This window comes from Stenotrophomonas sp. 22LJNL06-5-1, assembly GCF_056861455.1.
Genome location: NZ_JBSPUE010000002.1, coordinates 1 through 26816 on the forward strand (window position 1 = coordinate 1; position 26816 = coordinate 26816).

A 26816-nucleotide genomic window follows, 5' to 3' on the forward strand; every position below is an offset into this window, starting at 1 on the left:
GAGTGGCTGCCATCAATGCCGATGGCAGCACCGGCGAGGTGACCCAGCACGGCAACGTTGGCGGCGCGCTGAACGCATTGGATCAGAACATCGGCACGGTCAATGACCGCGTCGACGGCCTGGCGCGTGACAGCCTCCGCTGGAACGAAAACCTGGGCGCCTACGATGCCGCCCATGACGGGCAGGCGAGCAGCCAGATCGCCAACGTTGCGGCCGGCGTGAAAACGACCGATGCAGTCAATGTCAGCCAGCTCAACGTGGTCGATCAGGCCGCCCAGGCGGCGCAGTCTGCCGCTGACGCGGCTTCCAGCGCAGCCGATGGTGCGCAGCGCACGGCCGATGACGCCACTGCCGGGGCGGCCACAGCGCAGGCGACGGCGGATCGGGTCGGAGGTGTGGCAAGCGCTGCGTTGCAGGCAGCCAACTCTGCTGGCGAGGGTGTCATCCGCACTGCGGCGGAGGTGGAGCAGACCCGGAATCAGATCGTGCGCGGGGAAATCGGGTTGGTTAAAAAGGATCCGCAGAGCAAGTCGCTCACGATCGGAAAAGACACGGGAGGCAAAGAGCTGGATGTCAGCGGCCACGAAGGTGGTCGGCGGGTGACCGGCATCGCTGCGGGCCGGATCGATGATGCCAGCACTGACGCGGTCACCGGCGCGCAGCTCAACGCTTTGGACAAGCGCGTGCAGCGTGCAGACGCGCTGAGTGAGGGAGTCGCAGTGGACAGGCCGAGCTCTGAGCAGCCTGCTGCGCGGGCGGAGGTTGGTAGCGGTGCGGTCGCGGTGGGGGCAGGGACCTCCGCGAGTGGTACCGGAAGCGTGGCGGTGGGGCAGGGTGCTGCAACCACCGCCGCCCAGGCAACCGCGTTGGGCAAGGACGCGGTCGCCAGCGCGCCGGGAAGTGTCGCGCTGGGCGCCGGCTCGCGCGCCGATCGGCCGAACGCGCTTTCGGTGGGGGCGGCCGGCGCGGAGCGGCAGATCACCCATGTTGCGCCCGCCACGCGTGATACTGACGCAGTCAATCTGGGGCAGGCACGATCACTGTCCCGGCAGGAAGCGAGCTGGGCGCTGGTCCAGGCCAACGGATATACGGATCGCCAGATCAAGCAGCTGCGTCGCGAAGCAAACGCAGGTATCGCGCTGTCGATGTCGATGGCGGGTCTCCCGAGCAGCTTCGTTCCGGGCGGAAGGATGATTGCAATGGCCGGGTCGACTTATGGTGGTGAGTCTGCAGTCGCGCTCGGCTTTTCTGCAGTCTCCGAGGATGGCTCGTTCATGCTCAGGGCATCGGGTTCGACCACCACGGAGGACCATGGCTTCACCATCGGTGTAGGCTTCCAGTGGTGATTGGCAACTCCGGCAGGAACATAGCGAGGGGCCGAAGCTGGCGGCCCCGATCTCCCGCGCGTGATACACAGCGTGACGTTCGATCGATGTGATAATCATTCGCGTTTAAGGTAGACTGCGGTCCCTTGTGAACCGGCGGCCCTGGGCCGCTTCTGCCGCCGCTGATGAAGCATTTCGTCCCGCCTTCGCGCCGTGGTCCGCTGGCCCGCGGCCTGGCCGCCTTGATGATGGGTCTGCTCCTGGCCACCCCGTACGCCCATGCGCAGCAGCGCAATCCGCTGCAGAAGATTGGCCACACCGTGCTCGACGAGCCGGCGGCCAGCTATCGTTTCGAGCATTTCGTGGTGGACAGCCCGGACCAGCAGCGCCGTTGGCGGGTGAACCTGGCAATCCCGGCCAAGGCCGGCAAGACGCCCTCCCCGGTGCTGTACGCGCTGGACGGCAATGCCGTCGCCATGGTCCTGGACCAGCCGTTGCTGGCCGAACTGGCCGCGCGCAAGGCGCCACCGGTGCTGGTGCTGATCGGCTACGACAACGACCTGCGCATCGACTCCAAGGCGCGCACCCGCGACTACACTGCATGGATCGATCGCGCCGACGACGAGAGCGGTACGACCCAGGCGGTCGGCGGTGGTGCTGCGGCCTTCCTGGATGTGATCGAACGCCGCATCAAGCCGGAAGTCGAGCGTCGCGCACGCATCGATACGCAGCAGCAAGCGCTGTGGGGCCACTCGCTGGGTGGGTTGTTCGTGCTCAATGCGCTGTATACCCGTCCCGCCGCCTTCCAGTCGTATCTGGCGGCCAGCCCGTCGCTGTGGTGGAGCCAGGGCGCGGCGCTGGGTGATCCGGAGCAGCAGTTCGTGCAGAACGTGCATGGCCAGGCGGCAAGGCTCTGGCTGATGCTGGGCGGCGCCGAGCGTGTTGGCGATCGCGGCAAGCGTGACATGAACAATCCGCGCGTGGTCGCGCACCTGCGCCGCATCGGTGGCGCCACGCCGGATGCGGCGATGCAGTTGTCCGAACGGTTGGCCAAGGTGCCGGGCATGAGCGTGCAGTACCGCGAGTTCGACGGCCTCGGCCACGGCCCGATGCTGCCCGCGTCGTTCCATGCCGCGCTGCACGAACTGTATGGCGTAACCGACCGCAGTGCCGGTGACGGCGCGGCCAGCGGCGGTGACAACGCCGCCGAATGAATCCCTTCGCATGCCAAGGCGTGCGACCCCACTACCCAGGCGAGGCTGCCGATGTGCAGCGGCCCAGGCAACCGATGAATCCCGCGTCACGTGGCGCGGCCTACGTGTGCAAGGAGCCTTCCATGTCGTTCCGTCCGTCTTTCCGTCTTACCTCTCTCGCCGCCGGCCTGTTGCTGGCGGTGACCGCCAGCGCACAGCCGGTGTTCGACCAGCCGGCCAACGCCACCTTCAAGGGCGAGGTCGTCTCGCGCGGTGAGAACGTGGTTCCCGGCAGCACTGCCGATGTGGTCGGTCGCGGTTTCGTGCCGGGCCAGAAGGTCAGCCTGCTGCGTGGCGACAGCGTGCTCAACACGCAGCCGCTGGTGGTCGATGCCGATGGCAACTTCAAGACCCAGCTGAGCATTCCCGCCGACGCGGTGCCGGGCACCCACCCGGTGGTGGTGCGCGCCAGCCAGCCGGCCGCAGCCACCGTGCTGAAGCTGCGCGTTTCGCCGCAGCTGCCGCTGTCCGGCCAGGCGCAGTTCGCCACCCAGTCCAACAAGCTGGTGCCGGGCCTGTACCAGTCCGCCTACAGCGCCGCCAGCAACGCGGTGTTCGTGACCTCGGCCGTGGGCCGCCCGCCGGTGACCCAGTCGCAGCTGCTGAAGCTGGACCCGAAGTCGCTGAAGGTGACCAAGGCGATCACCCCGGCGCAGGTGCCGGGCAGCACCAATGGCGCGGTGTACGCGGTCTACGGCGTCGGCGTGGATGACACCAACGGCAACGTGTGGGTCACCAACACCCGCCAGAACTCCATCGCGGTCTATCGCCAGAAGGACCTGTCGCTGGTCCATCAGTTCCCGGTCGATGCCGTGCCGCACGCGCGCGACGTGGTGGTCGATGGCACTCACGGCAAGGTATTCGCGTCGGCCACGGGTGAAGACCACCTGTCGGTGTTCGATGCCAAGACCCTCAAGGAGCTGCCGGCAGTGACGCTGGACTCCGGCGTGGATGACGGCAAGTTCACCCCGATGAGCCTGGTGCTGGATGAGAAGGGCGGCAAGCTGTTCACCGTCAGCATCGGCACCCCGGAAGCGGCAGTGATCGATGTGGCCAGCGGCAAGGTCGAGAAGGTCATCGACCTGGGCAATTCGATCAGTGCCTCGGGCGTGGCCTTCGACGCGGCACGCAACCGCCTGTACGTGGCTTCGCAGGGCACCGACAACCTGCTGATCGTCGATGTGGCCGCCGGCAAGGTGCTGCACGATGTGCCGGTCGGCGCCGGCGCGCTGAACGTCGCCTTCGATGATGCCTCCGGCCTGGCCTACGTCAGCAACCGTGGCGCTGGCACGGTCACCGTGGTGAACGGTGACGGCAAGGTGGTCGCCAACCTCGACGGCGGCACGCTGCCGAACCACGTCCGTGCCGATGGCAAGGGCAATGTGTTCGCGGTGAACAAGTCGCGCGGCGCTGAAGACCCGAAGGGTGACCGTATCACCCGCATCACCCCGAAGCAGTAAGTCACAGGGCAGGGCGGCGTGCGCGTCGCCCTGCCAGCAAGGAGAATGTGCATGAACATCGCGTCCCGTCTGCGCCTGTGTGCGCTTCCGTTGGCTGTTTCGCTGGCGCTGGCTGCCTGTGGCGGCTCGTCGGCTCCCTCTGATGCCAAGACGCCTGCCGAGTCGCCCGCAGCAACGGCGGCCGCTGCGGAAACCGCGTTGCCGGCAGGCTGGCAGCGCGTGGCAGGTGCCGAAATGCCGGCCGTGCATGACCAGAAGGCGGTGCTGCCGGCCAAGGTGCATTCCGACGATGGCGCTGACATTGAAGTGGCTGACACCAGTCGCATCATCGCCGGTGGCGACGACGTCATCGCGGTGATCGAAGCACTGGGGCTGGGCAAGCAGGTATTTGCCGCGCCGACCAACACCACCACCCAGGCCGGCCTGGCCGCGCCGCACCAGTTCCTGTTCAACCGAACCACTGGCGTGGAGGGCGTGCTGAGCCTGCAGGGCTCGCTGTTCCTCGGCAACAGCCTGCGCCGCCACACCGAACTGGCCAAGAAGCTGCGCGAAGTGGGCGAGCCGGCGGTGGTCATCGATGACCTGCAGCCGGCGCCGGACAAAGTGCGCAAGGTCGCCGCCGCACTAGGGCTGGCCGAGGCAGGGCAGGCACTGGCCACGCAGGTGCAGCGTCAGCTCGACGAGGCTGCAGCGATTGGCAAGGGCCTGGGCCATGCGCCACGACTGATCCACGTATCGGCTACCGGCGCCGGTGGTTCACCGACTGTTGCCGGTGCCGACAGCGCCTCGGCGCAGCTGATCGCGCTGGCTGGCGGCGTCAACATCGGCACCGAGGCGGGGGTGAAGAACTACTCGCAGCTGAGCAATGAAGGCGTGGTCGCCGCGGCACCGGAGGTGATCCTGGTGACCGAGCATGACCTGCAGCTGTTCGGCGGTGCCGAGGGTCTGTGGAAGGCGTACCCGACGCTGAAGCAGACCCCGGCCGGGCAGGCCAACCGGGTCTGGGTGATGCCGGATGTGCAGCTGAAGTACACCAGCGTGGGTTCTGGTGCGGGTGCACTGGCCCTGGCCAAGGCCCTGGCGGCGTTGCCGAAGGCATGAGTCCGGCGGATCGGCGCCGCCGTCGCGGGCGGGCCATGTTGCTGGTGGCGTTGCTGGCACTGCTGGGTGCGGTGCTGGCCTCGTTCGCCGTGGGCCCGCTGCGGCTGCCGCCGCTGGAGGTGATGCAGGCGTTGGCGGTGAAGCTGGGCCTGCTCGATTCGCAGGCGGTCAGCAGCCGTGATCTGGCGGTGGTCTGGCAGCTGCGTATTCCGCGTGCCCTGTTGGGCGCGATGGTCGGCGCATCATTGGCGATGGCCGGCGCCAGCCTGCAGGGCCTGTTCGGCAATCCGCTGGCCGACCCCGGCATCGTCGGTGTCAGCCAGGGTGCTGCGCTGGGTGCAGTCGCAGCCATTGTTCTCGGCGCTGCGGGCGCCGCCGGTTGGCTGGTGCCTGTAGCGGCATTCGCCGGCGGTGCGCTGGCGATCGGCCTGACCTACGCGCTGGCACGTCCCGGCAAGGGCAGTGGCAATGCCACGCTGCTGCTGGTCGGTATCGCGATGGCCGCGTTCTGCTCGGCGTTGATCGGTTTCCTAACGTACATCGCCAGCGAAAGCGAACTGCAGTCGCTGGTGTTCTGGCAGATGGGCTCGCTGGCGCGTGCCAACTGGGCCGATGTGGCGGCGGTGGTGCCCCTGTTTGCCATCGGCGTGTTCGCGTTGCAGCGGTTGGCCACGCCGCTGGACATGCTGGCGCTGGGCGAACGCCAGGCGCAGCATCTGGGGCTGGACGTGACCCGCACGCGGCGTCGCCTGGTGGCGTTCAGTGCGCTGCTGGTGGGCGCGGCGGTGGCGTTTGCCGGTTCGATCAGCTTCGTTGGCCTGGTGGTGCCACACGTAGCACGCCTGCTGGTCGGCCCTGGTCATCGCTGGTTGCTGCCGTTGTCCGGCCTGCTCGGTGCACTGCTGATCGTGGTGGCCGACACCGCGGCACGCACGCTTGATCCGCCCGCGGAGATTCCGCTGGGCCTGTTCTCGGCCGCGCTGGGCGCGCCGTTCTTCCTCTGGCTGGTGCTGCAGCAGCGCCGCAAGGCGGCGCCATGAGCGTGCTGCTGAAGCTGCGCGAGGTGGTGGTGCGCCGCCAGCAGCGCGAGATCCTGCATGGCATTTCGCTGGCATTCGAGCCGGGTACGGTGACTGCCTTGGTTGGCCCGAACGGCGCCGGCAAGTCCACGCTGTTGGCGGTGGCTGCTGGTGACCTGCGTGCCGACGTGGGTGAGGTGAGCCTGCTGGGCAAGCCGTTGGCCAGTTACAAGGCGGGGCCGCTGGCGCGCGAGCGCGCGGTAATGCCGCAGGAGCACGGCGTGCGTTTCGCCTTCAGCGTGGAAGAAGTGGTGGCGATGGGTCGACTGCCGCATCCGCCGGATCCAGCCGTGGACGACGCCCAAGTGGAAGCGGCAATCGATGCCGCCGAACTGCAGGCGCTGCGCCTGCGCGAGGTGCAGCAGCTGTCCGGTGGCGAGTCCGCCCGGACCACGTTCGCGCGCGTGCTGGCGCAGGACACGCCGCTGCTGCTGCTTGATGAGCCGACCGCAGCGCTGGATCTGCGCCATCAGGAGCGCACGCTGCGCAGTGTGCGCGCCTGTGCCGAAGCCGGTGCCTGCGTGATCGTGGTGCTGCACGACCTCAATCTGGCCGCCGGCTATGCCGACCGCATCGTGTTGCTGGAGCAGGGCAGGGTGGCGGCCGATGGCACGCCATTGCAGGTGCTGACCGAAGACAACCTGCAGCGGGTCTACCAGCAGGATGTGGTGGTGCTGGAGCACCCGCGGCGCGGCGTGCCGCTGGTGGTGGTCACGTGATCGTGTGAGGGCGTCGTGCTGGATCAGACCATGAGCGCGATGTGCGTGACCCCGCAGGTGAGCCTGGAAGACCGCGAAGCCCGGAGTGGCGGGGTCAAGTGCAAGATCGCCTTCACCCATCCGTACACTTTCCGCACCACGCTCTCTACTACGGTAGCGATGCAGACTGGCCCCTGGGGCGGGCTGGGCGCCGAGCAGCTGCGCCATCGGCTCGGAAGCATCCGCCCTGGGCGTTCTGAGCGAAGCGGTGAATGAGGCGTGCAGCCAGGTGGTCAACACTCTCAGTCGCAGCTGCCGTTGATGGCTTGAATGCCTGCGCAGCGCCAGCGATCAGCGGGTGCCCATTTCTGCACTCGTTCCAAGCAGGCTGCGCAGCTCCTTCATGTTGATCTTGTCCACGCTGGTGCGCTCGATCGCATCCACGAAGCGGAGCCGTTCCGGAATCGCATGGCGTTTCCAGGCCGAACTTGCGCCGGACAAGGCGCTTCTGGCCGCGGCATCGGCCCCCTCAATGGCGCGGCGGCAGCGGATCCCGTATGCTCCGCCGGAACCAGGGGGCAAGCACGATGAAAGGGATTTCGTGGGTGGTCGCGGCAGCGCTCGCGACGGTGCTGGGTGGGTGCGCGACGCTGCAGGCACGACAGGATGTTCCACTGGCCGCGGACGAGGGCTACGTGGTGATGTCGGTGAACTGCGCCACCAGCAACATCAGGCTGATCACGATCTTTGCCAGCGGCACGCGCTCGACGTCGCCGATGGCTGACCTGCGTGGCGAATTCGAGTTCGGCTGCAGGGCCGGTCTGGCCGCCATCCGCGCCAAGGCCGGGCGCCACTATGTCGGCTACCTGACCGAACACGGTTATGGATACGTCGGGGCGGTGCCCGAGGACGAAGCGCTGACTTTCGACGTGCGTGCAGGCGAAACGACCTACATCGGTGAGGTTGTGGTGTCTGGACTGTTCGACCGCCAGCACTCCAGGCCGACCTGGATCTCGGTACGCGATCGCGAAGCGGAGTCGTTACGGCTGTTGCAGCAGACGCAGCCCTGGCTGCTGGAACGCCATCCCTTCCGCACCCGGCTGGCGACACCAGCGCCGGGCGCGCCGAGCGCCGAAGTGCTCGCCGAGCAGTTCCGCAGCTGCACGCCGGCGTGCGACAGCATCCTGGCCCTGCCGCTGTTCATCCGCTGAGCCGGAGGTTGCCAATGAAGTGGATCTGCATGCTCGCTCTACTTGCGGTCTCGGCATCGGCGAGTGCCGGCATCGAGAACATCAAGCCTACCGCCAAGCTGGGTGCCGACGAGGGCATCCTGGTCGCCACCACCGCGTGCGCGGGGTGGACCCGGTTCGTACAGCTGTACCGCCCGGGCACGCCCTCCACCGGCGCCCTGGGCCTGTACCGCTTCAGCAGCGTGATCAGCTGCGAGCCGGGCATCAAGACACGGCGGGTCAAGGCCGGTCGCTACTACATCGGCTGGATCGCCATGGGCCAGACGGGGCTGGCAGTGCCTGAAACCGAGGCCTACAGCTTCACCATCGAGCCTGGCAAGTTGAACTACATCGGCCAGATCCGGGTGGGCATGCACCCCGAACTGGAACTGGAACGGCATCCGCGCAGCGGCACACCGGCAGACATGATCGGGGTCAGAGACAGAGAGGCCGAGGCCCGCGCAACGATGGCGGCAGAATACCCGTGGCTGCCGGAGAAGTTCCCGTTCGTGCGCGCGCTTGCAGTTGCGGCAAACAAGGTTGAGACGGGGAGCGGGACGGCACTGCCGCAGGAAGACAAGACAACGCCATGAGATTGCTGCGCGCCGCTCTTTCCATCAGAGATCAGCTGCAGGGGAACCGGGACTACATGCAATACCCAGGAAAGCACTCGTGATCTCAACGCTCAAGCTTGCCGAACTTTGGTTTGGCCTTGGAATTGGGGGTCATCTGGGCGCTTGCTGACTGATAGGTCGCGCCATCCGGACGCTGTATTATTCGGCGCCAGTTATATTCAATGGACTGATTCAATGTTGCCCACCGCTTTAGGTGTTTCGCGGACGTTGTTGTTCGCATCGGCCGTTTTCTCCGCATTTGCCGCCAATGCGGCGTCGACATCTCCAGTTTCGCTGACCAACGCGGCCGAGAACGCCTCGCTGATCGAGACCCGGCATTCCAGTAGCGACGGTGCCGCTGTGACGACGATGAAGACGCAGTACTTCGCCAACGAGGAAATGTCGGTGAGCTGGGACGACCAGCAGGTGCTGGTGCTGTGCAGGGAAGCGGCGTACCTGCAGATTCCTGCCGCCAAGCTCAAGGCCGGCGCGTTGACCCCCGAGCAGCGGCAGATGATCGTCTACCAGGCGTTGATGTCCGGTCTGGGCTCTGTCGCGGGCGTCGTTGGGCCGGCCGGCGAGGTGGTGGCCGTGGCTGACGACGGTGGCGAGACCCGCAGCGTTGGCGAAAACAGGTGGGCCTATGGTGTCGAGCGCTACGACGTGATCACCCAGCGGTTGCCGGACGGTGCACTTCGGGTCCGTACCCGCAAGACGGAAACCGTGAATACCACGCCACCGGCCGGTCCTGATGACATGTTCAGCACCGAGGACGACCAGGCGGCGCGCCTGTCCGAGCTGGCGCCGGTGGGGAGCTGGACCGAGGTGCTGATCCACGGTGGCCCACGGCTGCCGCACGTGGACCCGGCGACGTCGCTGAAGGGGTGGATCTCGATGGGGGATGACCAGGCAGCGACCGTGGCGGATGCCCGCACGCTGCATGGGTGCAAGTAAGGCGCCAGGCACTCATTACAGCCACCCGTGGGGTGGCTCTACCGTGGTGTGCATCGTTCCATTTTTGTGTTCAATATTCACTTGCGCGCCAGATTGGCAGGTCTAGAATGCGCCCCATGAACCGGATGCCGCTCCTGAAGTTTTTCACCCTGACCCGCGCAAGCGCGGAACGGGCGTGTCTGCCTGGAGCCCCACGAGGCCGTTGAAGCGGCCATCGCTGGACCTTCGACAGAGCGCCCTCCGGGGCGCTCTTTTCGTTTTCGTTTCTTGTGAGTCGACTAACAGTCGACTCTACCCAGTCGACTCTACCCAGTACTCAAGGAGAACGTGCCATGCACCAGATCGCCGAGACCGAACGCTAGCCGCGCACCCTGTCGCCAACCGGGGTGTGCGGCCCCTGAAGTTGGCTTTGCAGGAATCTCTTTATGAACACCCAAGTCCTATCCCGTCGTCGCAACCTTGGCATCATTGCCCACATCGACGCCGGCAAAACCACGCTGACCGAACGCCTGCTGTGGAAAAGCGGCGAGATCCACCGCGTCGGCGAAGTGCACGACGGCAATGCGACCACCGATTTCTCGGCGATCGAGCGCGAACGTGGCATCACCATCGGCGCTGCCGCCGTGCAGGCGCAATGGGCGCCGCGTGACCTGCCGCCGCATCGGCTGACCCTGATCGACACCCCCGGCCACATCGACTTCGCCATCGAAGTCGAACGTTCACTGCGCGTGCTCGACGGTGCCGTGGCCGTGTTCTCGGCCGTGGACGGTGTGCAGCCGCAGTCCGAGACGGTGTGGCGCCAGGCGCGCCGCCATCGCGTGCCGCTGATCGCTTTCGTCAACAAGATGGACCGCGTCGGCGCTTCGTTCGAGCGCGTGCTGGAGCAGTTGCAGGACAAGCTGCAGGCGCGGCCGTGGGCACTGGGCGTGCCGCTGGGGAGCGAAAGCGACTTCAATGGCTGGGTCGACCTGGTCGACGAGCGCGTGCTGCAGTGGCGCGACGGTGCGGCGACGGTCATCACCCCGTGGGACGACGCGGCGCGCGCCCAGTGGCAAGCCCAGCGCGATGCGCTGGTCGAGGCCGTGGCCGATCATGACGAAGAACTGGCCGATGCCTGGCTGGAAGGTCGCGTGATCGATGCCGGGCAGCTGCGCGCGGCGATTCGCCGGGCGACGCTGACGGGTGCGGGCGTGCCTGTGCTGGCCGGTGCTGCGTTCAAGGACAAGGGCATCGAGACGCTGCTGGACGCCGTGGTCGATTACCTGCCGTCGCCGCTGGATCGCCCAGCCGTCAGCGCGGAAAGCGATGAGGGCGAAGTGGTGCTGCCGCCGGATCCGGACGGTCCGCTGGCGGGCCTGCTGTTCAAGATCACCCATCAGCAGCATGGCGCGCTGAGCTTCGTGCGGCTTTACTCGGGCACCTTGAAGGTGGGCGACGCCGTGGCCAGTTCGCAGCATCCGCAGGGGCGGCGTGTCAGCCGCCTGGTGCGCGTGCAGGCTGACCAGACCCACGACATCGAACAGGCCGTGGCCGGTGACATCGTCGCGGTACTGGGCTGGAAGGATGCGGTCAGCGGTGAAACGCTGAGCGGCCGTGCGCAGCCGCTGCGCCTGGAGAACATCCAGGCACAGGCGCCGGTGCTGGCCTGGCGGTTGGAACCGGCGCGTGCGGCCGACCTGATCCGGATGGCGCAGGGCCTGGCCAGCCTGGCCCAGGAAGATCCCTCGTTCCGCGTCGAAACCGATCGCGACACGGCGGAGACCCTGGTCTGGGGCATGGGCGAGCTGCACCTGGAGGTGATGGTCGAGCGCCTGCGCAGCGAATGGAAGGTGGACGTGGGCGTGGGTTCGCCGCGCGTGGCCTACCAGGAGACGCCGATGCGTGCGATGACCGGCGTCGTCGGGCGGCTGGTCAAGCAGACCGGCGGCCAGGGCCAGTTCGCGCACGTGGTGTTGGATGTATCGCCGCGTGAGGATGACCAGGTGGTGTTCAACGACCGCATCGTCGGTGGCGTGGTGCCGCGCAGTTTCATCGCCGCGGTGGAGAAGGGCGTGCGTGCTGCGCTGTCGGAAGGGCCGCAGGGCCATCCGGTGGTCGGTATCGAGGTCAGTCTTGTCGATGGCCAGACCCATGCCAAGGACTCTTCGGAGATGGCGTTCCACCGTGCGGGTGCCGAGGCAATCAAGGCGGCGCTGGCCGAGGGTGGCACGCAGCTGCTGGAGCCGGTGATGGCGGTGACGGTGCATTCGCCGTCGGCGTCGGTGGGTGATGTGGTTGGCGACCTCAACCGTCGGCATGGTCGTATTGCCCGCATCGACGACCAGGACGGTCGCGCCGAGGTCAGTGGCTTTGCGCCGCTGGCGCAGCTGGTGGGTTACACCACGTCGCTGCGTTCGCTCAGCCAGGGCCGGGCCAGCAGTGAGGCGCACCTGCATGGCTACGAGCCGGTACGTGCCGCATGAAGAAGGTGAGGGGAGCCCGTTCGCGGGCTCCCTTTTTTTGGGCGGGCATGGGTTCCGTATCCACGCATGGCGTGGATCTACCGGGTGTCGCACGTGAGTCTGCAGAAGATCCACGCCATGCGTGGATGGATTCGGCGCGGCGCGCGAAACGTTTTTTGCATTGCATCGCAACAAAACTGCAGAAAAAGCTGGATTAAAGTGATGCCTCACGATAAATTGCGCACCCCCCGTTGCTCGCCGCCGCCCGCACCCCTCTCATGCGTGATGACAAAGACCCCGGAACCCTGGAGCTGACCCTGCCGCGAAAGCGCGGCCGTCCGCCCAAGTTCGGGTACGCAATGAGTGACGCGCAGCGGGCCGCGCGCTATCGCGCCCGCCGGGCAGGGCAGGCCAACCATGCCGATGTGCGCGCCTGCTCGGACATGGTGCTGCTGGACAAGATCCGTGCGGCGGTGAGTGCACGCGACACCGAGCTGGCCGGCTTCCTGGTCCACGTTCTCTGGCAGCGCTACCCCCTGCAGCTGAAATAGGTCGTCGGTGGGGTGGCCGTTGTCATCGAGCTTGTTGATAATGCGGGATTCAGGTTGTTCCCGCTGGCGCGCCCGGGATGGCAGGCGCGCATGATCGAACGGTTCCCAAGATGACGACCACCAGCGACACCACCACCGAAGCGGCGCCGAGCAGCGCCCCCCTGTTCTACACCCGTCCGGTGCCGCTGCAGGCCGATGTGCATGCCGATCTGCGCATCCTGCCGGGCAGGCTCGAGTTTGCCGCCGGCAACAACGCCATTCCGCTGGTGCTGGGCGAGTTCTCGCTGGCCCTGCACCACTTCCCGATTCTGTTCGCCGGCCCGACCGCCGTGCCGATGGCGGCCGTCGGTGTTTCCGACCAGAACCTGTTCATCAAGGACGGCCTGTGGGAAGACGAGGCCTACATTCCGGCCTACCTGCGTCGCCACCCCTTCATCTTCATCGACACCGGTGCTGACAACGACTTCCTGCTGGGCATCGACGAAGAGAGCTCGCGCGTGGTCAAGGGCGGTGACGAAGGCCAGCCGCTGTTCGTGGACGGCAAGGCCACCGACATGGTGCAGCAGGCGCTGGAGTTCTGCGGCCAGTACACCCGCGAGCACGAACAGACCCAGGCCTTCTCCAAGGCCCTGATCGACAACGGCCTGCTGGTCGAGCGCAATGCCACCGTCCGCACCCCGGATGGCCGCGAGTTCAATCTCAACGGCTTCCTGGTGGTGGACGTCGAGAAGTTCGTGGCGCTGCCGGAAGCGACCGTGGTCGAGTGGCACCGCAGCGGCTGGCTGGCGCTGATCCATCAGCACCTGATGTCGCTGGGCCGCTTCAACGACCTCACCCGTCGCCAGGTCGAGCGCCTGGCGGCCTGATCAGGCCGATGGTGCGGCTTCCGCCTTGCGGGAGCCGTGCCACTGCTGCAATCCCTGCAGCAGTCGCCGCGCCTCGACCCAGTCAGGCGCGGCCTCATGCCCCAGCTCCCACAGGTCGGCCGCCGTGCCGGCCTGATCCGTAGCCCGGCACATCTGCAGCGTGCCCTGCAGGCGGTGTGCATGATGGCGCAGTGTCGGGGTATCGGCGTCCTGCACGGCCTGTTCGATCCTGGCCAGCTCATGGGCAATGTCCGCAGCGTAATCCGGCTCGGCGCCAGGGGCGTCATCGGGCGCAGTACCGTGTGCCGGGGGCGGGAGGCCCAACGCCTGCAGCAAGCTCGCAACCTGCAGCGGCTTGACCAGGATGGCGTCGAATCCGGCCCTTCGGCAGCGTGCCGCGTGCCGGCGCCCAATGCGGGCGGACAGGGCAATCACTTGCAGGGGTACCTGTGCCTGAGCGCGCAGCTGCTGCGCCAGTGCGTAGCCATCCTGGCCGCGAAGCCCGATATCCAGCACGACCGTGGCGAATGGTCGTAGCGCATGCTCGGCCAATGCGGTGTCGGCATCGGCAACCGCGCGTACATCGGCACCCAGCCGACGCAGCTGCTCTGCGACGACGTGCCGGCTGAGTGCATGATCCTCGACCAGGAGCAGGTCGATGCCGGCCAGTGGCGTCTGCTGCATAGGCTCGATGGGCGGCTGATCACCGTGGACGGCGCGGACCGGCAATCGCAGGGTGAAGCGGCTGCCGCGCCCATGCACGCTGTGTGCGGTCAGGTTGCCGCCCATGGCAACGGCCAGTTCGTGCGCAATCGTCAGGCCCAACCCGCTGCCGCCACGCCTCTGGCCATCTTCGCTCTGCTGGAATGGCCGGAACAGCAGCGCCAGTTGAGCGGGCGCGATGCCGATGCCGCTGTCGATCACATCCAGCAACAGCTCCCGGGGAGCCCTGGCGGGTGACAGTTGCAGCCGCACTTCGATACCGCCGACATCCGTGAATTTCAATGCATTGCCCAGCAGGTTGTCGACAATCTGGCGCAGCCCATCAGCATCGAGCGCGACCACCGGCGCTGGATCCGGCGCGCGATCAAGCTGGAGTGACAGGCCTCTCCGTCGTGCCTCCGGGCGGATTGCTTCCAGTGCGCGGGCACAGAGTTGACCGACGTCGCAGGGTGCGGGCTGCGGCCTGAAGCTGCCACTGGCAAGGCGCGAGAACGCCAGCGAGCGATCCAGCAGCCGGCGTAGCGAGTGGCCGGCGGCAAGCGCTGCCGCGAGCAGTTCGCGCTGCCCCTTGGGCTGGGGTGACTGACTCAATAGGTCGATCGAAGTCAGTACCGTCTGCGCGGAGTTGCGCACCTCATGGCTGATCATCCCCGCCGCGCGCCCCAGGCGTTGTTCCGCGCGGCCGATTCGCCAACGTAATGCCTGCCAGAGCACCGGCAGGCCGATCAGTGCCACAGCCAGATACAGCAGCCATAGCAGGAGCGTGGGGCGCACCCCGTCCAGCGCGCTCTCGATGGATGCGGGCAGCATCTGCTGTGCCCATAACTCCAGCAGGCCTGCGTGCTGTTCGAGCGTGATGGCGCGCAGCGCCTGATCGATGCGCGCCAGCAGTTGCTGGTCCTCGCGGCGGACAAGCAGGTGCAGGTCGGTGGAAAAATCGCTGTCGACCGGGTGCAGTTGCAGGTTGCCCGCGAAGTGCTGCCGGATCATCGAGTGCAACGTCGCTTCCAGGCCGATTGCAGCATCGGCGATGCCGCTTTCCACGGCGGCCAGGGCCGCATGGCGGTCGGGCAGGTGCAGCAGGTGGATCCGAGGGTGGTGGAACGCCAGCCAGCTGGCATAGGGGCCGCCGTCAACCACGGCCAGCACCTGTGCCCTCACGCCGGTGAGGTCACGGGGCGGGTGCTCGCCTTTGCGCACGGCCAACACCGTCTTGCCGCCATGAAAGGCGCCGGAGGCCATCAGCTCGGGACAGGGAAGCGGGCGATGCGAAGGATTGCCCATGACCAGCACCAGGTCGGCCTCGTGCCGGCACACGGCCGCGACCGCTGCGCTCGTGCTGGCGTAGGTGAGATCGCGGAAGCGCAGGCCGGAATGCTGAGCCACAAGCCTGGCATAGCCATGGGCGAGGGTGGGGAGCGTGCTTGAATCCGCCAGCGTTGCAGGTAGCGGGCGCAGTGATGGCGCAGTGGCGACCCGCACTTCGCGGCCGGCGGACCATCTCTGCAGCTGTGCATCCTCGGCCGAGGCTGCTGGCAGCAGGATCAGGGCCAGCCACAACATGCACGACGTGCGCAGACGGAGGCGAATACGCCCCCTCATTGGAGCTCCAGCTGCTGCCGCAGTGCATAGATCTCCACGTCATTGCGCAACCCGAGCTTGCGCAGGGCGGCGACCTTCTGGGTACTGACCGTCTTGACGCTGCGGTGGCGGCGTAGCGCGATCTCCGAGACGGTCAAGCCGGCCAGGAGCAGGTCCAGTACTTCGCGTTCATTGCGACTGAGTTCCTCGCGGCAGGTCGGGAACAGGCAATCGGCGGGCAGGCGGCACAGTCCCTGCGATATGCGCACGATGGCATCAGACAGCATCTCCAGGGGCTCGGACTTGCTGACCACGCCGGAGATGCCGGCCGCCAGCAGGTGGTCGATGCGGGTGGTTGGCATCAGCGTGGCGAAGGCGAGCAGGGGAATATGTGGAAAGCAGTCGCGCAGCAGGGGAACCAGCTCATCGCTGCTGCGGTCGCCAGGCGCCAGGGTGAGATCGACGATGGCGACATCCACCGCCAGCTGGCGCAGGCTGCCGATGAGCTCATCGCTGCGGGTGTGGCTGGCGACAATGTTGAAGCGGACGTCGCGGGACAGGTGCAGGACGGTGCCGCGGCGGACGACTTCGTGATCGTCGAGGAGTGCCAGCCGCAGTCGGCGCGGTGCAGGGTATCCATTCATGCGCTGGGAGGTGATCGGCGCCCGAAGGGCGTGGCGATCATTCTGGCGCTGCTGTCGCGTCGAGCATCGAATTTGTTGGATTTTTGCGATTATTCCTAAGAGTCGATGTGCAAGACCCATCAATCCAGTGTTGCCGATTGATGCGGTGGATCATCAGGCCCCAAGCGCGCCCTTCAGGGCACTTCGCTCCCGCTGCCCAGGGCGCGGGCCATTTCGCTGGTCGCAGCCCATCCGAGATCCGAATACAGCGGTTTCCCTTGGGCGGTAGCGTGCAGCACCGCGTAGGCCACCCCTCGTCCGGCGAATGCATGGTCGGCCAGTTTCATCAGTTGGCGGGCGATGCCGCGACGCCGATAGCCGGGCTCCACGTAGACATTGAGTACGTAGCCACGCGTGTCCTGCTCTGGATGGGCGGGGTGGGGCGGCCAGTCGATCAGCATCAGGCCGATGCCTGCGATGGGTTGTCCCTTGTCGGAAAGTACATGGCCGAAATAGTCGCCCGACACCAGGCGCGGTTCGAGCCAGGTACGGAACGGGGCCGCCATCCGCTGAAGGACCTCTTCGCTCCGGCCGCTTTCACGGAACATTGCTTCCCGGTGAGCACAGATGAGGTCGAGGTCGCACGGAAGGATCTGGCGGACTTCGAATCCATTCCAGGAGGTTGTGATGGCATCGTCCGCGGGGCTGTTCATCGGTCGTGTATCCGTTCCGGCCTTGCTGGCCTGCCCAGCATCGTATCTGCAGGGCGCGCCGCGAGTGCACCACGTTGCAATGATTGATGATCGACTGATGCTCCAGGACGATCGACCCGGGCAGAAGGTGCCGTGTCATCGCACCGACTGCGGCACCCGCCTCAGCTTGCGGGTGTCGTAACCCATGGCCGCAATCCGCTCGACCGCCTGCTGGTAGTCACTGTCCGACACCTGCGGGGTGCGGGCCATGTACCAGACGTAATCGCGCTTGCTTCGCGCCACGATGGTCTGTCGGTAGCTTTCGTCGAGCCAGGCGATCACGTACTCAGCCTGTATCGGCCAGATGAACTGCATGCCCCAGACCGCGCCATTGCCTTCCTTCTCGACACGGCCGATGGGGTGCATCGACTTCTGTGGCGCATCGAAGCTGCCTTTGCGGTAGGTGAAGGTGGTCTGGATGCGTCCATCGGGGCGCAGTGCATAGCTTTCCACGGCGTCGAAGGCCTCGCGTTCAGGACGCGACGGGATATGCGCGATCACGTACCAGTCGCCCATGAAGCGCGGCACGTCCACTGACGGTGGGCGCGGCAGGGGGCGGGAGTCGCTGGAGCTGCAGCCGGAACCGAACAGGCCGACCGCGATCAGGGGAAGCAGCGGAAGCATGCGCATGGGGCACCTCAGCGGGGTCGGAACAGATAGTGGGCCACCAGCCACTGCTGGCCGTCGTCGTAGCCGAACAGCTCGGCGCATGCCATCCAGAACATCCGCCAGCGCTGCCACCAGACCTTCGCTGCAGCCTGGCCGTAGGTAGCGATCAACACCGGCATCACCTGCTCGCGGGCTGCATCCTGGTTGGCCAGCCAGTGGTCGGCCGTGCGCTGGTAGTGGGTGCCGTCCAGCAACCAGCGTTGGTCCAGGCGCAGGTCGCGCTGGAAATGCAGCAACGTGTCGGCCGCCGGCATCAGTCCGCCGGTGAAGAAGTGGCGACCCATCCAGTTGTCACCGCCGTCGGTCTCGAACGGATACATCAGTGTGCGATGGGCGAAGATGTGCACGAACAGCGCGCCATCCGGTTTCAGCCACCGCGCGATGCCTGCCAGCAGGCGCTCGTAGTTGCGTACGTGCTCGAACATCTCCACCGAGACGCAGCGGTCGAACCGCGCTGTTGGCAGGTCAAGCTGGTTGACGTCACGGGTCAACACCTCGACGTTGCCCAGGCCGCGTGCGTGGCACTGCGCCATGATGTGCTGGCGTTGGCTGTGCGAGTTGGAGACGGCGGTGATATGCGCCTGCGGATAGCGTTCGGCCATCCACAGGGTCAGTGAGCCCCAGCCGCAGCCCAGCTCAAGAATCTGCTGGCCATCGGCCAATCCGGCGCGCTGGCCGTACAGTTCCAGCATGGCGTCCTCCGCCTGGTCCAGCGTTTCGCGCCCGGTGGGGTAGTAGCAGCTGCTGTACTTCAGCCGCTTGCCCAGGCAGGCCTGGAAGAAGGCTGCAGGCACTTCATAGTGCTGGCGGTTGGCCGCGTCGGTATGCAGCGCGAGTGGGCTGTCGGCCAGCTCGGCAATGCGCTGGCTGAAGCGTGCGGATTGGCCTTCGATGCCGCCTTCGCTTTCCTCCTGCAGGCGTTGCGTACACAAGCGGCGGATGCCCGCACGCAGCGCCGCATCGGGGACCAGTCCACGTTCGGCCCAGGCGATCAGCCCGGTTTCCGCATCTTCGGCCGGGTTCAGTGACGGGATCGCGCTCATGCGGAATGCTCCTTGGAAGTACGGGGGAACCAGGGAAAGAACATCGATGTACTGCGCTGGTAGGCGCGGTAGTCGTCGCCACGGCTGCGCAGTGCCTGTTTCTCGGTGAACGGAATGCCGCTGAGATAGCGCAGGAACACGTACATCAGCAGCGGGCCGGCCCAGGGCAGCCACCACAGTGGAGAGCCGACCGCGAGCAGGACATAGCTGAACCAGTGCAGCCACTCGAAGAAGTAGTTGGGGTGGCGGGAGTAACGCCAGAGCCCATCGCGGCAGGTTCGGCCCTTGTTCGCTGGAATGGCGCGGAAGCGGGCCAACTGGCGGTCGGCCAGGGTCTCGCCGCCGACGCTCAGCAGCCAGACCAGCGCTGCAGCCACCACCCACAGGGTCAGGTCGGCCCGAGGGTTGGCAGCCACTGACACAAAGGGCAGGGCAAACAGAACGATCAGCAGCGCCTGCGCCATGAAGAAGCCGAAGATCCGGCCCTGATGCCCGTGCCAGTACTCGCGCAGGTAGCGGTAGCGTCCGTCCTCCTGATCGTGACGGACCCGATGCCACAGATGCAGGGCCAGGCGGCTGCCCCACAGTCCCCCCAGCACGCCCAGCGCAACCCGCGGCATCACCGCACCGTCGCCAAGCAGCGCCAGCAACAGGGCCGAGGCGCCCACGCCCTTGGCCCAGAGCACATCGACCACGCCGATGTTGTGGTGGCGGCGCTGCCAGGCCCAGCCCCAGCTCATCACCAGCACGGCGTACAGCAGTACCCACATCAGATTGATCATGACGACGTTCCTGCGAAGGGCGGCTGTGGAATGTGCATGCCACGACCGGCGGTCCAGCACAGCAGGGAAAGCGCGATGCTCCAGCCGGTGCCCAGGACCAGCAGTCCTGGCCACACTGGATCGGGGAACCGCACTGCATCGAATCCACGTGCGGCAGAGACATAGGCCAGAGGTGCCAGCAACAGGCCGAACAGGGCCGGTAGTGCCGGGTGACGCTGCAGGAAGCGCATCGACGTGGTCAGCGTCATCGCGAACGCCGCCCACAACGCCATGATCCAGGGCGGCGGCACCCAACCCAGTGGGGCGGCCGCGTAGCGCACTGTACCGCTGGCGGCGGCACTGGCGTCGACCAGCCATGCGCAGGCCAGCGCCAACAGCATCAGGCGCAGATCCAGCCGGGGCTGCGGCGAGGTCAGTAGCTGGCTGCCGATATAGATCATCGCGGCCAGCAGCGCCGGCCATTGCCAGCCGCGCCCCGCGCCGGCCACGGCACACAGCCAGACCAGCTGGTTGCCGAGCAGATTGGCCCAGAAGCGGCGCATGTCAGTGGCTGTCGGCGGCAGCGAGAACGGGCCGGTGGTCCGGACGGGCCAGCAGCAGATGCGAGACGCCGATCGAACGTTCCAGGAAGCCGCCCTCGCAGTAGGCCAGATAGAATTCCCACAGCCGGCAGAAGCGCGCGTCAAAGCCCTGCGCCTGCACTGCGGGCAGCTGGGCCAGGAAGCGCTGGCGCCAGGCGTGCAGGGTCAGTGCGTAGGAGTGGCCAAAGTCCTGCTGGGCGATAAGCTGCAGGTCGCTGGAGCGCGTCTTGGCAGCCATGATCGCGTTGATCGATGGGATGAAGCTGCCCGGGAATACATAGCGCTTGATGTAGTCGACGCTGCGCCGGGCCTGTTCGTAGCGGTGGTCCTCGATGGTGATGGCCTGCAGCAGGGCAACGCCATCAGGTTTGAGCAGGCGCTGCAGCGTCGCCATGTAGGTGTCCAGGTATTCGGCGCCGATGGCCTCGATCATCTCGATCGATACCAGCTTGTCGAACTGGCCCTGCAGGTCGCGGTAGTCCTGCATCAGCAGCGTGACCTGGTCCTGCAGCCCTGCGTTCCGCACGCGCTCGGTGGCCAGCGCATGCTGCTCGGCAGAGATGGTGGTGGTGGTGACATGACAGCCGTAGTACTGGGCGGCGTGTACCGCGAAACCACCCCAGCCGGTGCCGATTTCCACCACACGGTCGCCGGGCTTGAGCTGGAGCTGCTGGCAGATGCGGTCAAGCTTGCGCCGCGAAGCGGATTCCAATGACTCGGATTCGCTGGTGAACAGCGCCGACGAGTACATCAGGTCCGGCGACAGGAACAGGGCAAAGAAATCGTTGCCCAGGTCATAGTGCGCGGCAATGTTGCGACGGCTGCCTTCACGGCTGTTGCGGCGCAGGCGGTTCCAGCCCCGCAGCAGCCAGCCGCCAACGCGGGCCGGGCCGCGCTCCATGCCGTCGAGCAGGTCGCGATTGCGCACCAGCAGCCGGATCAGTGCCACCAGATCATCGCAGTGCCACTCGCCCTGGATGTAGCTTTCACCTGCACCCACGCTGCCTTGCGCAGCAACCTTGCGATAGAACGCCGGGTCATCGATGGTGACCGTGACATGCTGTTCGCCACGGGCGTCGCCCAGCCAGGCTTCACCGAGTGCATCACGCACGCACAGTCGACCATCGCGCAGGGGGGCAAGCTGGGCCAGCAGGCGGCGGCGCAGGAAAGCATCCAAGGCGCCCGGGCGCGGCAACGCGACCGAAGGAGTCATCGAGTTCATCGCGGTTTCTCGGCAAGGGTGGGGTGGTCGTGCACGGGGTTGCGCTTCATCCACAGCCGCAGTGCGTGCCAGTGGATGGCGGCCACGACCTGGGTGGTCATCAGCGGATAGCAGGCCAGGACCCGGGCCAGCCCGCGGCCGTCCAGGGCACGCCGCTGCATGGTCTGGGTGGCATCGAACTGGCGCACGCCGTCGCGCCAGACCTGCATGTGCACGCGCAGATCCTGGTCCGGGCGGTTGAACCGCCAGTCGTAGCGGCAGTCCATCGGCATGAACGGCGAGACATGGAAGCACTTGTCGAACTGCCAGCGCAGTGAACTGCCTTCGTGCGTGGCGGTAGCGAGCGGCAGCACATAGGCGTGCCGTTCCTTCCAGGGCGTATTGGTGATCTCGGCGACAATGCAGTCCAGCGTGCTGCCGTCGGCCTTGTAGCAGTAGTAGAAGCTGACCGGATTGAACACGTGCCCGGCGAAGCGAAGATGGGTGAGCAGGCGAACCGGGCCAGTCGGCCGGTAGCCGAGCGTGCCGGCAGCGTGGTCGCGGACTGCATCGGCCAGTGGCCGTGCGGGATCGCCGAAGTAGTCGCTGCGACGGAACTCGGCGAGGTTGCGGCGATTGACCGACCACAACCAGCGGCCGGCGAACACCGTATCCAGCTCGTCCAGATCGAGCAGCAGCTGCGCGATGGGGTAGCGGAACGCATGCGGATGCGGATGATGCCGGCGATGCATCACCTGCCCGATGTAGAGTGCGCTGGCACTCATGCCGCCACCTCATCCGAGGCGGATGCCAGCCGATGCGGAGCGCAGGCCTGCATCGCGTCCACCACTCGGCGGGCACTGCGGATGCCGTCCTCGTGGAAGCCCCAGCCCCAGTAGGCGCCCGCGAACCAGGTATGGCGGCGCCCCTGCAGTTCCGCCCAGCGCTGCTGTGCCCGCACTGCAGCGTAATCGTGTACCGGGTGCGCGTAATGAAGCGTGCGCAGCACCTTGGTGGGGTCGATTGCCTCGCTGCGGTTGAGGGTCACGACCAGGGGCGTGTCACCGGCCAGGCCTTGCAGCAGGTTCATGCAGTAGCTCACCGTGCAGGGTGCGGCGTGATCCTGTGGCACGTGCGCGTTCCACGCCGCCCACGCCTTGCGGTTGCGCGGCAGCAACGAGGCATCGGTATGCAGCACCGCCTCGTTGGACTGATAGCGGATGGCACCGAGGACCTCGCGCTCGATGGCATCGGCGTCGGCAAGCAACGCCAGCGCCTGGTCGCTGTGGCAGGCCAGGATCACTTCGTCGAAAGCCTCCACGCCGGCGGCGCTGTGCACGCGTGCACCCCAGGGCATGCGTTCGACTCTGCTGACCGGACATTGCAGCCGCTCATGCACGCGCCAGCGGCGACGCAGCGCATCCACGTAGCGCGCCGATCCGCCGCTGACCACCCGCCAGCTCGGCCGCCCGGTCATCTGCAACATTTGATGATTGGCCATGAACTGGGCCAGGTAGCGTGCCGGGAAGTCCTGCACGGTGGCCGCCGGTGAGGACCACAGTGCCGAGGCCATCGGCAGCAGGTGCTCGTCGATGAAGGCTTCGCCATAGCGCTGGCTGCGCAGGTACTCGCCCAGCGTGGGGCCGTCTTCCTCGGCCAGCAGCAACGGCGCATCCCGATAGAACCGGCGCAGGTCGGCCAGCATGCCCCAGAACCGCGGCGACACCAGGTTGCGGCGCTGGCAGAACAGACCATCGAGCGAGGTGGCGTTGTACTCCACGCCACTGCGCTCGCTATGCATGGAGAAGCTCATCGTGGTTGGTTGCGAGGCCACGCCCAGTTCATCGAACAGCGCCGTCAGCAGCGGGTAGTGCAGGGGATTGAACACGATGAAGCCCGTATCCACCGCCATGCGCGTGCCTGCCACCTGCACGTCGTGGGTGTGGGTGTGGCCACCGAGATAGTCGTTGGCCTCGAACAGCGTGACGTCGTGCTGGCCATCCAGCCACCACGCACTGGCCAATCCCGCGATACCCGAGCCGATGACCGCGATGCGCATGTCAGTACCTCGCCTTGGCCAGAACCCACTCGGGAATGGGCTTGAGCCCTTTGACCAGGCCAAGCGCCGCCATTGCGCGCAGCCCGTACCAGGTCAGATCCACTTCCCACCAGCGGAAGCCCTGGCGGACAGTGCCCGGGAAGAAGTGATGGTTGTTGTGCCAGCCTTCGCCGAAGGTGAGCAGCGCCAGCCACAGGTTGTTGCGGCTGTCGTCGCGGGTCTCGAAGCGGCGGCGACCGAAGCGGTGCGCCAGCGAATTGATGGTGACGGTGGCATGGAACAGCACGATGGTGGAAATGAAGAAGCCCCACACCAGCAGCTGCGGGCCCGTGGTGTGCAGGCCCGGTGCCCAGCGCTCCAGCCCAGCACCCAGTGCGTACAGCGCTGCGGCCAGCAGTACCGGTACTGCCGTATCGAAGCGGTCCAGCCAGCGCAGCTCCGGGAAGCGCGCCAGGTCCGGTATCCGCGACAGATCCGTGGCGAACGCCTCGCGGGTCAGGAACCAGCCCATGTGGCTGCGCCAGAAGCCGCCTTCGCGCGGGGAGTGCGGATCCAATGGCTGGTCGGCATGCCGATGGTGATGGCGATGATGGGCGGCCCACCAAAGCGGCCCTCGCTGCACGCTGGAAGCGCCGATCACCGCGAACACGAACTGCACCGTTCGTGATGCCTGGAAGGTCCGGTGCGAGAAGTAGCGGTGATAGAACGCTGTGATGGCGAACATGCGCACCGCATAGAGTGCTGCGGCAACGATCACCGCTGTCCACGAGATGCCTACCCAGAGCACCGCGATACATGCCAGGTGCATCAGTGCGAACGGTACCGCGCGCACCCAGTCGATGCGGCCGGGCTGTTCACCGGTGGTCTCTGCGGCGTTGCCGGTATCGATCCAGCGCTGCAACGTACGCAGCAGGCGCCAACGTCGACGGGGGAGGGGCGCTACAGAGGCCATGGCGGATCTCGGCGGGTGTCGTGTCTACCTGTACGCAGCAGCGCGTGCAATGGATGCGACGCGACGCGGAAAATTTCGACTTCACCTTGGCGTCACGGCGCAACGCTCAACCAGAGGCTGCGTCCACCCCTGTTGCCAGTCACCGGCCGGTCGCTCGGCAGCTGGCGAGCTGAAGCGCACCGTCACCTGCGGATAGCTGCCGCGGGCATCGCGCAGGTTGCTGGTGCCGCGGAACTCCAGCAAGCGACGGTCGGCGTTGGCATAGACCAATGACAGCCGCGGCGCGACGCCGCCGTACCAGGTGTCCAGGCTGACCTCGATCGACTGGCCATCGATGCCCTGCCAACGAACCGGACCGATGTGCCGCACCTGCACCGGGAAGTAGCGCTGCCGCCCCGGCACCAGGAAGGGCAGGCGGATGCGTTCGCCGCGCAGCAGCGCGGGCCAGTGCAGGCGCACTGCGGCGTCGAACCCCGCATCGATCACCGCGTCCAGCGGCAGTTCAAGCCGGCGCCGACGCAGCTCGCTGACGGCATCCTCCTTCCAGACAATCGACACCGAATCGCCAGTGACGTCGACTTCAGCGGTCTGGCCGCTGCGGCGGTCTTCCAGCGAATAACCCCGTGCCTGCGGCCGGACGCTGGCGGGCAGATGCTTGCGGGCGAAGGGTTGGCCATCCGGGCACTGGTACAGCACCCAGCGCTCGGCACCCTCCGTCGCCTCGCGGCGCCAGTGCACTTCACGGTAGAGGATGTCGCCCTGCGCGGAGGTGGCCACGCCCTCACCTCGCAGCCAGGGTGCCGCCAGCGCGGCATGGGGCAGGCACAGCAGCAGCCAGGCAGTGCGCATGGTCTTCATCCGGAAGGGGAGGGCCCAGGTCATACGGTGGGGGCGGTCGGTTGGATGCGCAGGGCTGACTGCATCCAATTGCTGCCCCTGTGCGTACAGAGGACAGACCTTCACCCGCCCGCCGCGAACGCAGATGTACCCTGACGCCGCCAGCACACTCCTCAACTTCGATACCGCACGCACCGTGTCCAGTTCCCAGCAGCCGAGCAGCGAGCCGACGAACTGGGCCGGTGACATGGACGGCGTGGCGCGGCTGCGCGACCGCGACTGTTTCATGCGGATCTACGACTACTTCATGCCGCGCTTGTGCGTTTACCTGCGCGGCCTGGGTGCACCCGATGCCGTGGCCGAGGAGGTGGCGCAGGAATGCCTGTTGCGGCTGTGGTTGCGGGCCGCCGAGTTCGACCCGGCACAGGGCGCACTGAGTACCTGGCTGTATCGCATCGCGCGCAACCTGCATATCGATCGAGTGCGCCGTGAGCGCAGTTGGATGCAGGTGCAGGCGGCGGTGGAGGACGCGGCAACACTGGATGTGATCGAACGCAGCAGCGCCGAGCAGTTCGCCGACCAGGCGCGCCTGCGCCAGCGTATCAACGAGCTGCCCGCGGTGCAGGCGCGGTTGGTGCGGATGTCCTATTTCGAGGCCAAGAGCCACAGCGAAATTGCCGAGGCGTTGGGCATGCCGCTGGGAACGGTCAAATCACACCTGCGTCGCGCGTTCCTGCAACTGCAGGCCAAAGTGGGAGGTGTGCTGTGAATCCGCACCACCACCTGCACGAATCCACCCTGATGAGCTATGCCGCCGGCGCGCTGCCAGCACCGTTGAGCATCGTGGCCGGTGCCCACCTGGAGCAGTGCCCGCATTGCCGTCAGCGCCTGCGCGATGCCGAAGCGATCGGCTCGGTGCTGCTGGAGCAGACCCAGCCGTCTGCAGCCGACACGCGCCGCGAACAACTGCGCGAGGCGATGCTGATGCAGCTGGCCACGGAAACGCCGATTGCCATGGCGGATTGCATGCGTCCTGTGCCGAAGGAGCGGCCAGAGGCCAATCCGGATGATCTGCCTGCCTCGCTGCATCCGTATTTCGGCGCCTCGCTCAGCGGCCTGCGCTGGCGCTGGATGGCGCCGGGCGTGCACTGCATCCGTGCCGAGCAGATGCCTTCGCTGATCATGCTGAAGATCGCCCCGGGCAAATGCCTGCCCATGCACAGCCATGGTCGCAGCGAACTGACCCAGATCCTTCGGGGCTCGTACAACGATGCGCTGGGGTTGTTCGCACCGGGCGACGTGGCGGATCTGGATGAAGACGTGGAGCATCAGCCGGTTACTGCGCCCGGGGTTCCCTGCATCTGCGTGTCAGCGCTGGATGCGCCGTTGGTGTTCAGTGGTTGGCTGGCCCGGAAGATCCAGCGTTTCGTGAAACTCTAGCG

The 26816-nt window shown here is 66.6% G+C and carries 28 protein-coding genes; 15 read left to right on the top strand and 13 right to left on the bottom strand.

The genetic code is table 11. From position 1 onward, the window contains the following. The 7 genes from AC13GF_RS05690 to AC13GF_RS05720 all read left to right on the top strand — a co-directional run. A partial coding sequence (locus AC13GF_RS05690; protein ID WP_483003722.1) for a YadA family autotransporter adhesin occupies positions 1-1346 on the top strand: 1346 nt, incomplete at its 5' end. Between the two features lie 164 nt (positions 1347-1510). Continuing rightward, positions 1511-2539 carry an alpha/beta hydrolase gene (locus AC13GF_RS05695; RefSeq protein WP_483003724.1) on the top strand — a complete coding sequence of 343 codons (1029 nt, stop codon included), beginning with the start codon at positions 1511-1513 and terminating at the stop codon, positions 2537-2539. A 122-nt stretch (positions 2540-2661) separates the two neighbouring features. Continuing rightward, entirely contained in the window at positions 2662-4038 is a 1377-nt protein-coding gene (locus AC13GF_RS05700; protein WP_483003726.1) for a YncE family protein, read from the top strand. 51 nt (positions 4039-4089) lie between these two features. After that, the gene (locus AC13GF_RS05705; RefSeq protein ID WP_005409610.1) at positions 4090-5139 is read left to right on the top strand and encodes a heme/hemin ABC transporter substrate-binding protein; all 1050 of its coding nucleotides are present in this window, start codon (positions 4090-4092) and stop codon (positions 5137-5139) included. Continuing rightward, positions 5136-6179 (top strand): FecCD family ABC transporter permease, encoded by a 1044-nt coding sequence (locus tag AC13GF_RS05710; RefSeq protein WP_483003728.1) that lies wholly within the window; start codon positions 5136-5138, stop codon positions 6177-6179. Before AC13GF_RS05705 ends, AC13GF_RS05710 begins: the two co-directional genes overlap by 4 nt. Further along, on the top strand, positions 6176-6937 hold the full coding sequence (locus tag AC13GF_RS05715; protein ID WP_483003730.1) for a heme ABC transporter ATP-binding protein: 762 nt from the start codon (positions 6176-6178) through the stop codon (positions 6935-6937). The genes AC13GF_RS05710 and AC13GF_RS05715 overlap by 4 nt, the downstream gene beginning before the upstream one ends. Before the next feature lie 30 nt (positions 6938-6967). Next, positions 6968-7192, top strand: coding sequence for a hypothetical protein (locus AC13GF_RS05720; RefSeq protein ID WP_483003732.1), 225 nt, complete (start codon positions 6968-6970; stop codon positions 7190-7192). 75 nt (positions 7193-7267) lie between these two features. Here AC13GF_RS05720 and AC13GF_RS05725 read toward each other — a convergent pair whose 3' ends face one another. Continuing rightward, positions 7268-7417 carry a hypothetical protein gene (locus tag AC13GF_RS05725; RefSeq protein ID WP_483003734.1) on the bottom strand — a complete coding sequence of 50 codons (150 nt, stop codon included), beginning with the start codon at positions 7415-7417 and terminating at the stop codon, positions 7268-7270. A gap of 86 nt (positions 7418-7503) precedes the next feature. On the opposite strand from AC13GF_RS05725, the gene AC13GF_RS05730 reads away from it, so the two are divergent. The 6 genes from AC13GF_RS05730 (at position 7504) to AC13GF_RS05755 (ending at position 13571) form a co-directional block, all read left to right on the top strand. After that, positions 7504-8127 carry a hypothetical protein gene (locus AC13GF_RS05730; protein ID WP_483003736.1) on the top strand — a complete coding sequence of 208 codons (624 nt, stop codon included), beginning with the start codon at positions 7504-7506 and terminating at the stop codon, positions 8125-8127. A 14-nt stretch (positions 8128-8141) separates the two neighbouring features. Beyond that, positions 8142-8738 (top strand): hypothetical protein, encoded by a 597-nt coding sequence (locus AC13GF_RS05735; protein ID WP_483003738.1) that lies wholly within the window; start codon positions 8142-8144, stop codon positions 8736-8738. Between the two features lie 216 nt (positions 8739-8954). Next, positions 8955-9713 (top strand): hypothetical protein, encoded by a 759-nt coding sequence (locus tag AC13GF_RS05740; RefSeq protein ID WP_483003740.1) that lies wholly within the window; start codon positions 8955-8957, stop codon positions 9711-9713. Between the two features lie 425 nt (positions 9714-10138). Continuing rightward, positions 10139-12175 (top strand): elongation factor G, encoded by a 2037-nt coding sequence (gene fusA, locus AC13GF_RS05745; protein ID WP_483003741.1) that lies wholly within the window; start codon positions 10139-10141, stop codon positions 12173-12175. A gap of 257 nt (positions 12176-12432) precedes the next feature. After that, positions 12433-12705: a hypothetical protein gene (locus AC13GF_RS05750; protein ID WP_006366874.1), complete on the top strand. Its 273-nt coding sequence runs from the start codon at positions 12433-12435 to the stop codon at positions 12703-12705. 110 nt (positions 12706-12815) lie between these two features. After that, entirely contained in the window at positions 12816-13571 is a 756-nt protein-coding gene (locus tag AC13GF_RS05755; protein ID WP_279911945.1) for a SapC family protein, read from the top strand. Here AC13GF_RS05755 and AC13GF_RS05760 read toward each other — a convergent pair whose 3' ends face one another. From AC13GF_RS05760 to AC13GF_RS05815, 12 genes are all read right to left on the bottom strand, one after another. Then, positions 13572-15857 carry an ATP-binding protein gene (locus tag AC13GF_RS05760; RefSeq protein ID WP_483003742.1) on the bottom strand — a complete coding sequence of 762 codons (2286 nt, stop codon included), beginning with the start codon at positions 15855-15857 and terminating at the stop codon, positions 13572-13574. It lies immediately after the preceding gene. 35 nt (positions 15858-15892) lie between these two features. Next, positions 15893-16519, bottom strand: coding sequence for a LuxR C-terminal-related transcriptional regulator (locus tag AC13GF_RS05765; protein WP_483003744.1), 627 nt, complete (start codon positions 16517-16519; stop codon positions 15893-15895). 173 nt (positions 16520-16692) lie between these two features. Next, positions 16693-17211 carry a GNAT family N-acetyltransferase gene (locus AC13GF_RS05770; protein ID WP_483003746.1) on the bottom strand — a complete coding sequence of 173 codons (519 nt, stop codon included), beginning with the start codon at positions 17209-17211 and terminating at the stop codon, positions 16693-16695. A 135-nt stretch (positions 17212-17346) separates the two neighbouring features. Next, positions 17347-17880, bottom strand: coding sequence for a lipocalin family protein (locus tag AC13GF_RS05775; protein ID WP_483003747.1), 534 nt, complete (start codon positions 17878-17880; stop codon positions 17347-17349). Positions 17881-17888: 8 nt separating this feature from the next. Then, positions 17889-18962 (bottom strand): SAM-dependent methyltransferase, encoded by a 1074-nt coding sequence (locus AC13GF_RS05780; RefSeq protein ID WP_483003749.1) that lies wholly within the window; start codon positions 18960-18962, stop codon positions 17889-17891. Next, entirely contained in the window at positions 18959-19744 is a 786-nt protein-coding gene (locus AC13GF_RS05785; RefSeq protein ID WP_483003751.1) for a DUF1295 domain-containing protein, read from the bottom strand. The genes AC13GF_RS05780 and AC13GF_RS05785 overlap by 4 nt, the downstream gene beginning before the upstream one ends. Beyond that, positions 19741-20286 carry a DUF2878 domain-containing protein gene (locus tag AC13GF_RS05790; RefSeq protein WP_483003753.1) on the bottom strand — a complete coding sequence of 182 codons (546 nt, stop codon included), beginning with the start codon at positions 20284-20286 and terminating at the stop codon, positions 19741-19743. The genes AC13GF_RS05785 and AC13GF_RS05790 overlap by 4 nt, the downstream gene beginning before the upstream one ends. A 1-nt stretch (position 20287) precedes the next feature. Beyond that, the gene (locus tag AC13GF_RS05795) at positions 20288-21547 is read right to left on the bottom strand and encodes a class I SAM-dependent methyltransferase (RefSeq protein ID WP_483003755.1); all 1260 of its coding nucleotides are present in this window, start codon (positions 21545-21547) and stop codon (positions 20288-20290) included. Beyond that, on the bottom strand, positions 21544-22311 hold the full coding sequence (locus AC13GF_RS05800) for a DUF1365 domain-containing protein (protein ID WP_483003757.1): 768 nt from the start codon (positions 22309-22311) through the stop codon (positions 21544-21546). The genes AC13GF_RS05795 and AC13GF_RS05800 overlap by 4 nt, the downstream gene beginning before the upstream one ends. Beyond that, complete coding sequence (locus tag AC13GF_RS05805; protein WP_483003759.1) at positions 22308-23585, bottom strand: NAD(P)/FAD-dependent oxidoreductase; 1278 nt, start codon at positions 23583-23585, stop codon at positions 22308-22310. Before AC13GF_RS05805 ends, AC13GF_RS05800 begins: the two co-directional genes overlap by 4 nt. Before the next feature lies 1 nt (position 23586). Continuing rightward, complete coding sequence (locus AC13GF_RS05810) at positions 23587-24537, bottom strand: acyl-CoA desaturase (RefSeq protein ID WP_483003761.1); 951 nt, start codon at positions 24535-24537, stop codon at positions 23587-23589. 81 nt (positions 24538-24618) lie between these two features. Then, the gene (locus tag AC13GF_RS05815; protein ID WP_483003763.1) at positions 24619-25386 is read right to left on the bottom strand and encodes a hypothetical protein; all 768 of its coding nucleotides are present in this window, start codon (positions 25384-25386) and stop codon (positions 24619-24621) included. A gap of 133 nt (positions 25387-25519) precedes the next feature. On the opposite strand from AC13GF_RS05815, the gene AC13GF_RS05820 reads away from it, so the two are divergent. Continuing rightward, positions 25520-26143 carry a sigma-70 family RNA polymerase sigma factor gene (locus tag AC13GF_RS05820; RefSeq protein WP_483003765.1) on the top strand — a complete coding sequence of 208 codons (624 nt, stop codon included), beginning with the start codon at positions 25520-25522 and terminating at the stop codon, positions 26141-26143. Continuing rightward, positions 26140-26814, top strand: a complete 675-nt coding sequence (locus tag AC13GF_RS05825; RefSeq protein ID WP_483003767.1) for a ChrR family anti-sigma-E factor — start codon at positions 26140-26142, stop codon at positions 26812-26814. Before AC13GF_RS05820 ends, AC13GF_RS05825 begins: the two co-directional genes overlap by 4 nt. Positions 26815-26816: the final 2 nt, after the last annotated feature.

What these genes read in the sequence shown, in the direction of transcription:
- AC13GF_RS05695 (WP_483003724.1), top strand. Translation starts at nt 1,511, where the DNA reads ATGAAGCATTTCGTCCCGCCTTCGCGCCGTGGTCCGCTGGCCCGCGGC.
- AC13GF_RS05700 (WP_483003726.1), top strand. Translation starts at nt 2,662, where the DNA reads ATGTCGTTCCGTCCGTCTTTCCGTCTTACCTCTCTCGCCGCCGGCCTG.
- AC13GF_RS05705 (WP_005409610.1), top strand. Translation starts at nt 4,090, where the DNA reads ATGAACATCGCGTCCCGTCTGCGCCTGTGTGCGCTTCCGTTGGCTGTT.
- AC13GF_RS05710 (WP_483003728.1), top strand. Translation starts at nt 5,136, where the DNA reads ATGAGTCCGGCGGATCGGCGCCGCCGTCGCGGGCGGGCCATGTTGCTG.
- AC13GF_RS05715 (WP_483003730.1), top strand. Translation starts at nt 6,176, where the DNA reads ATGAGCGTGCTGCTGAAGCTGCGCGAGGTGGTGGTGCGCCGCCAGCAG.
- AC13GF_RS05720 (WP_483003732.1), top strand. Translation starts at nt 6,968, where the DNA reads ATGAGCGCGATGTGCGTGACCCCGCAGGTGAGCCTGGAAGACCGCGAA.
- AC13GF_RS05730 (WP_483003736.1), top strand. Translation starts at nt 7,504, where the DNA reads ATGAAAGGGATTTCGTGGGTGGTCGCGGCAGCGCTCGCGACGGTGCTG.
- AC13GF_RS05735 (WP_483003738.1), top strand. Translation starts at nt 8,142, where the DNA reads ATGAAGTGGATCTGCATGCTCGCTCTACTTGCGGTCTCGGCATCGGCG.
- AC13GF_RS05740 (WP_483003740.1), top strand. Translation starts at nt 8,955, where the DNA reads ATGTTGCCCACCGCTTTAGGTGTTTCGCGGACGTTGTTGTTCGCATCG.
- fusA (WP_483003741.1), top strand. Translation starts at nt 10,139, where the DNA reads ATGAACACCCAAGTCCTATCCCGTCGTCGCAACCTTGGCATCATTGCC.
- AC13GF_RS05750 (WP_006366874.1), top strand. Translation starts at nt 12,433, where the DNA reads ATGCGTGATGACAAAGACCCCGGAACCCTGGAGCTGACCCTGCCGCGA.
- AC13GF_RS05755 (WP_279911945.1), top strand. Translation starts at nt 12,816, where the DNA reads ATGACGACCACCAGCGACACCACCACCGAAGCGGCGCCGAGCAGCGCC.
- AC13GF_RS05760 (WP_483003742.1), bottom strand. Translation starts at nt 15,857, where the DNA reads ATGTTGTGGCTGGCCCTGATCCTGCTGCCAGCAGCCTCGGCCGAGGAT.
- AC13GF_RS05765 (WP_483003744.1), bottom strand. Translation starts at nt 16,519, where the DNA reads ATGAATGGATACCCTGCACCGCGCCGACTGCGGCTGGCACTCCTCGAC.
- AC13GF_RS05770 (WP_483003746.1), bottom strand. Translation starts at nt 17,211, where the DNA reads ATGAACAGCCCCGCGGACGATGCCATCACAACCTCCTGGAATGGATTC.
- AC13GF_RS05775 (WP_483003747.1), bottom strand. Translation starts at nt 17,880, where the DNA reads ATGCGCATGCTTCCGCTGCTTCCCCTGATCGCGGTCGGCCTGTTCGGT.
- AC13GF_RS05780 (WP_483003749.1), bottom strand. Translation starts at nt 18,962, where the DNA reads ATGAGCGCGATCCCGTCACTGAACCCGGCCGAAGATGCGGAAACCGGG.
- AC13GF_RS05785 (WP_483003751.1), bottom strand. Translation starts at nt 19,744, where the DNA reads ATGATCAATCTGATGTGGGTACTGCTGTACGCCGTGCTGGTGATGAGC.
- AC13GF_RS05790 (WP_483003753.1), bottom strand. Translation starts at nt 20,286, where the DNA reads ATGCGCCGCTTCTGGGCCAATCTGCTCGGCAACCAGCTGGTCTGGCTG.
- AC13GF_RS05795 (WP_483003755.1), bottom strand. Translation starts at nt 21,547, where the DNA reads ATGAACTCGATGACTCCTTCGGTCGCGTTGCCGCGCCCGGGCGCCTTG.
- AC13GF_RS05800 (WP_483003757.1), bottom strand. Translation starts at nt 22,311, where the DNA reads ATGAGTGCCAGCGCACTCTACATCGGGCAGGTGATGCATCGCCGGCAT.
- AC13GF_RS05805 (WP_483003759.1), bottom strand. Translation starts at nt 23,585, where the DNA reads ATGCGCATCGCGGTCATCGGCTCGGGTATCGCGGGATTGGCCAGTGCG.
- AC13GF_RS05810 (WP_483003761.1), bottom strand. Translation starts at nt 24,537, where the DNA reads ATGGCCTCTGTAGCGCCCCTCCCCCGTCGACGTTGGCGCCTGCTGCGT.
- AC13GF_RS05815 (WP_483003763.1), bottom strand. Translation starts at nt 25,386, where the DNA reads ATGCGCACTGCCTGGCTGCTGCTGTGCCTGCCCCATGCCGCGCTGGCG.
- AC13GF_RS05820 (WP_483003765.1), top strand. Translation starts at nt 25,520, where the DNA reads ATGTACCCTGACGCCGCCAGCACACTCCTCAACTTCGATACCGCACGC.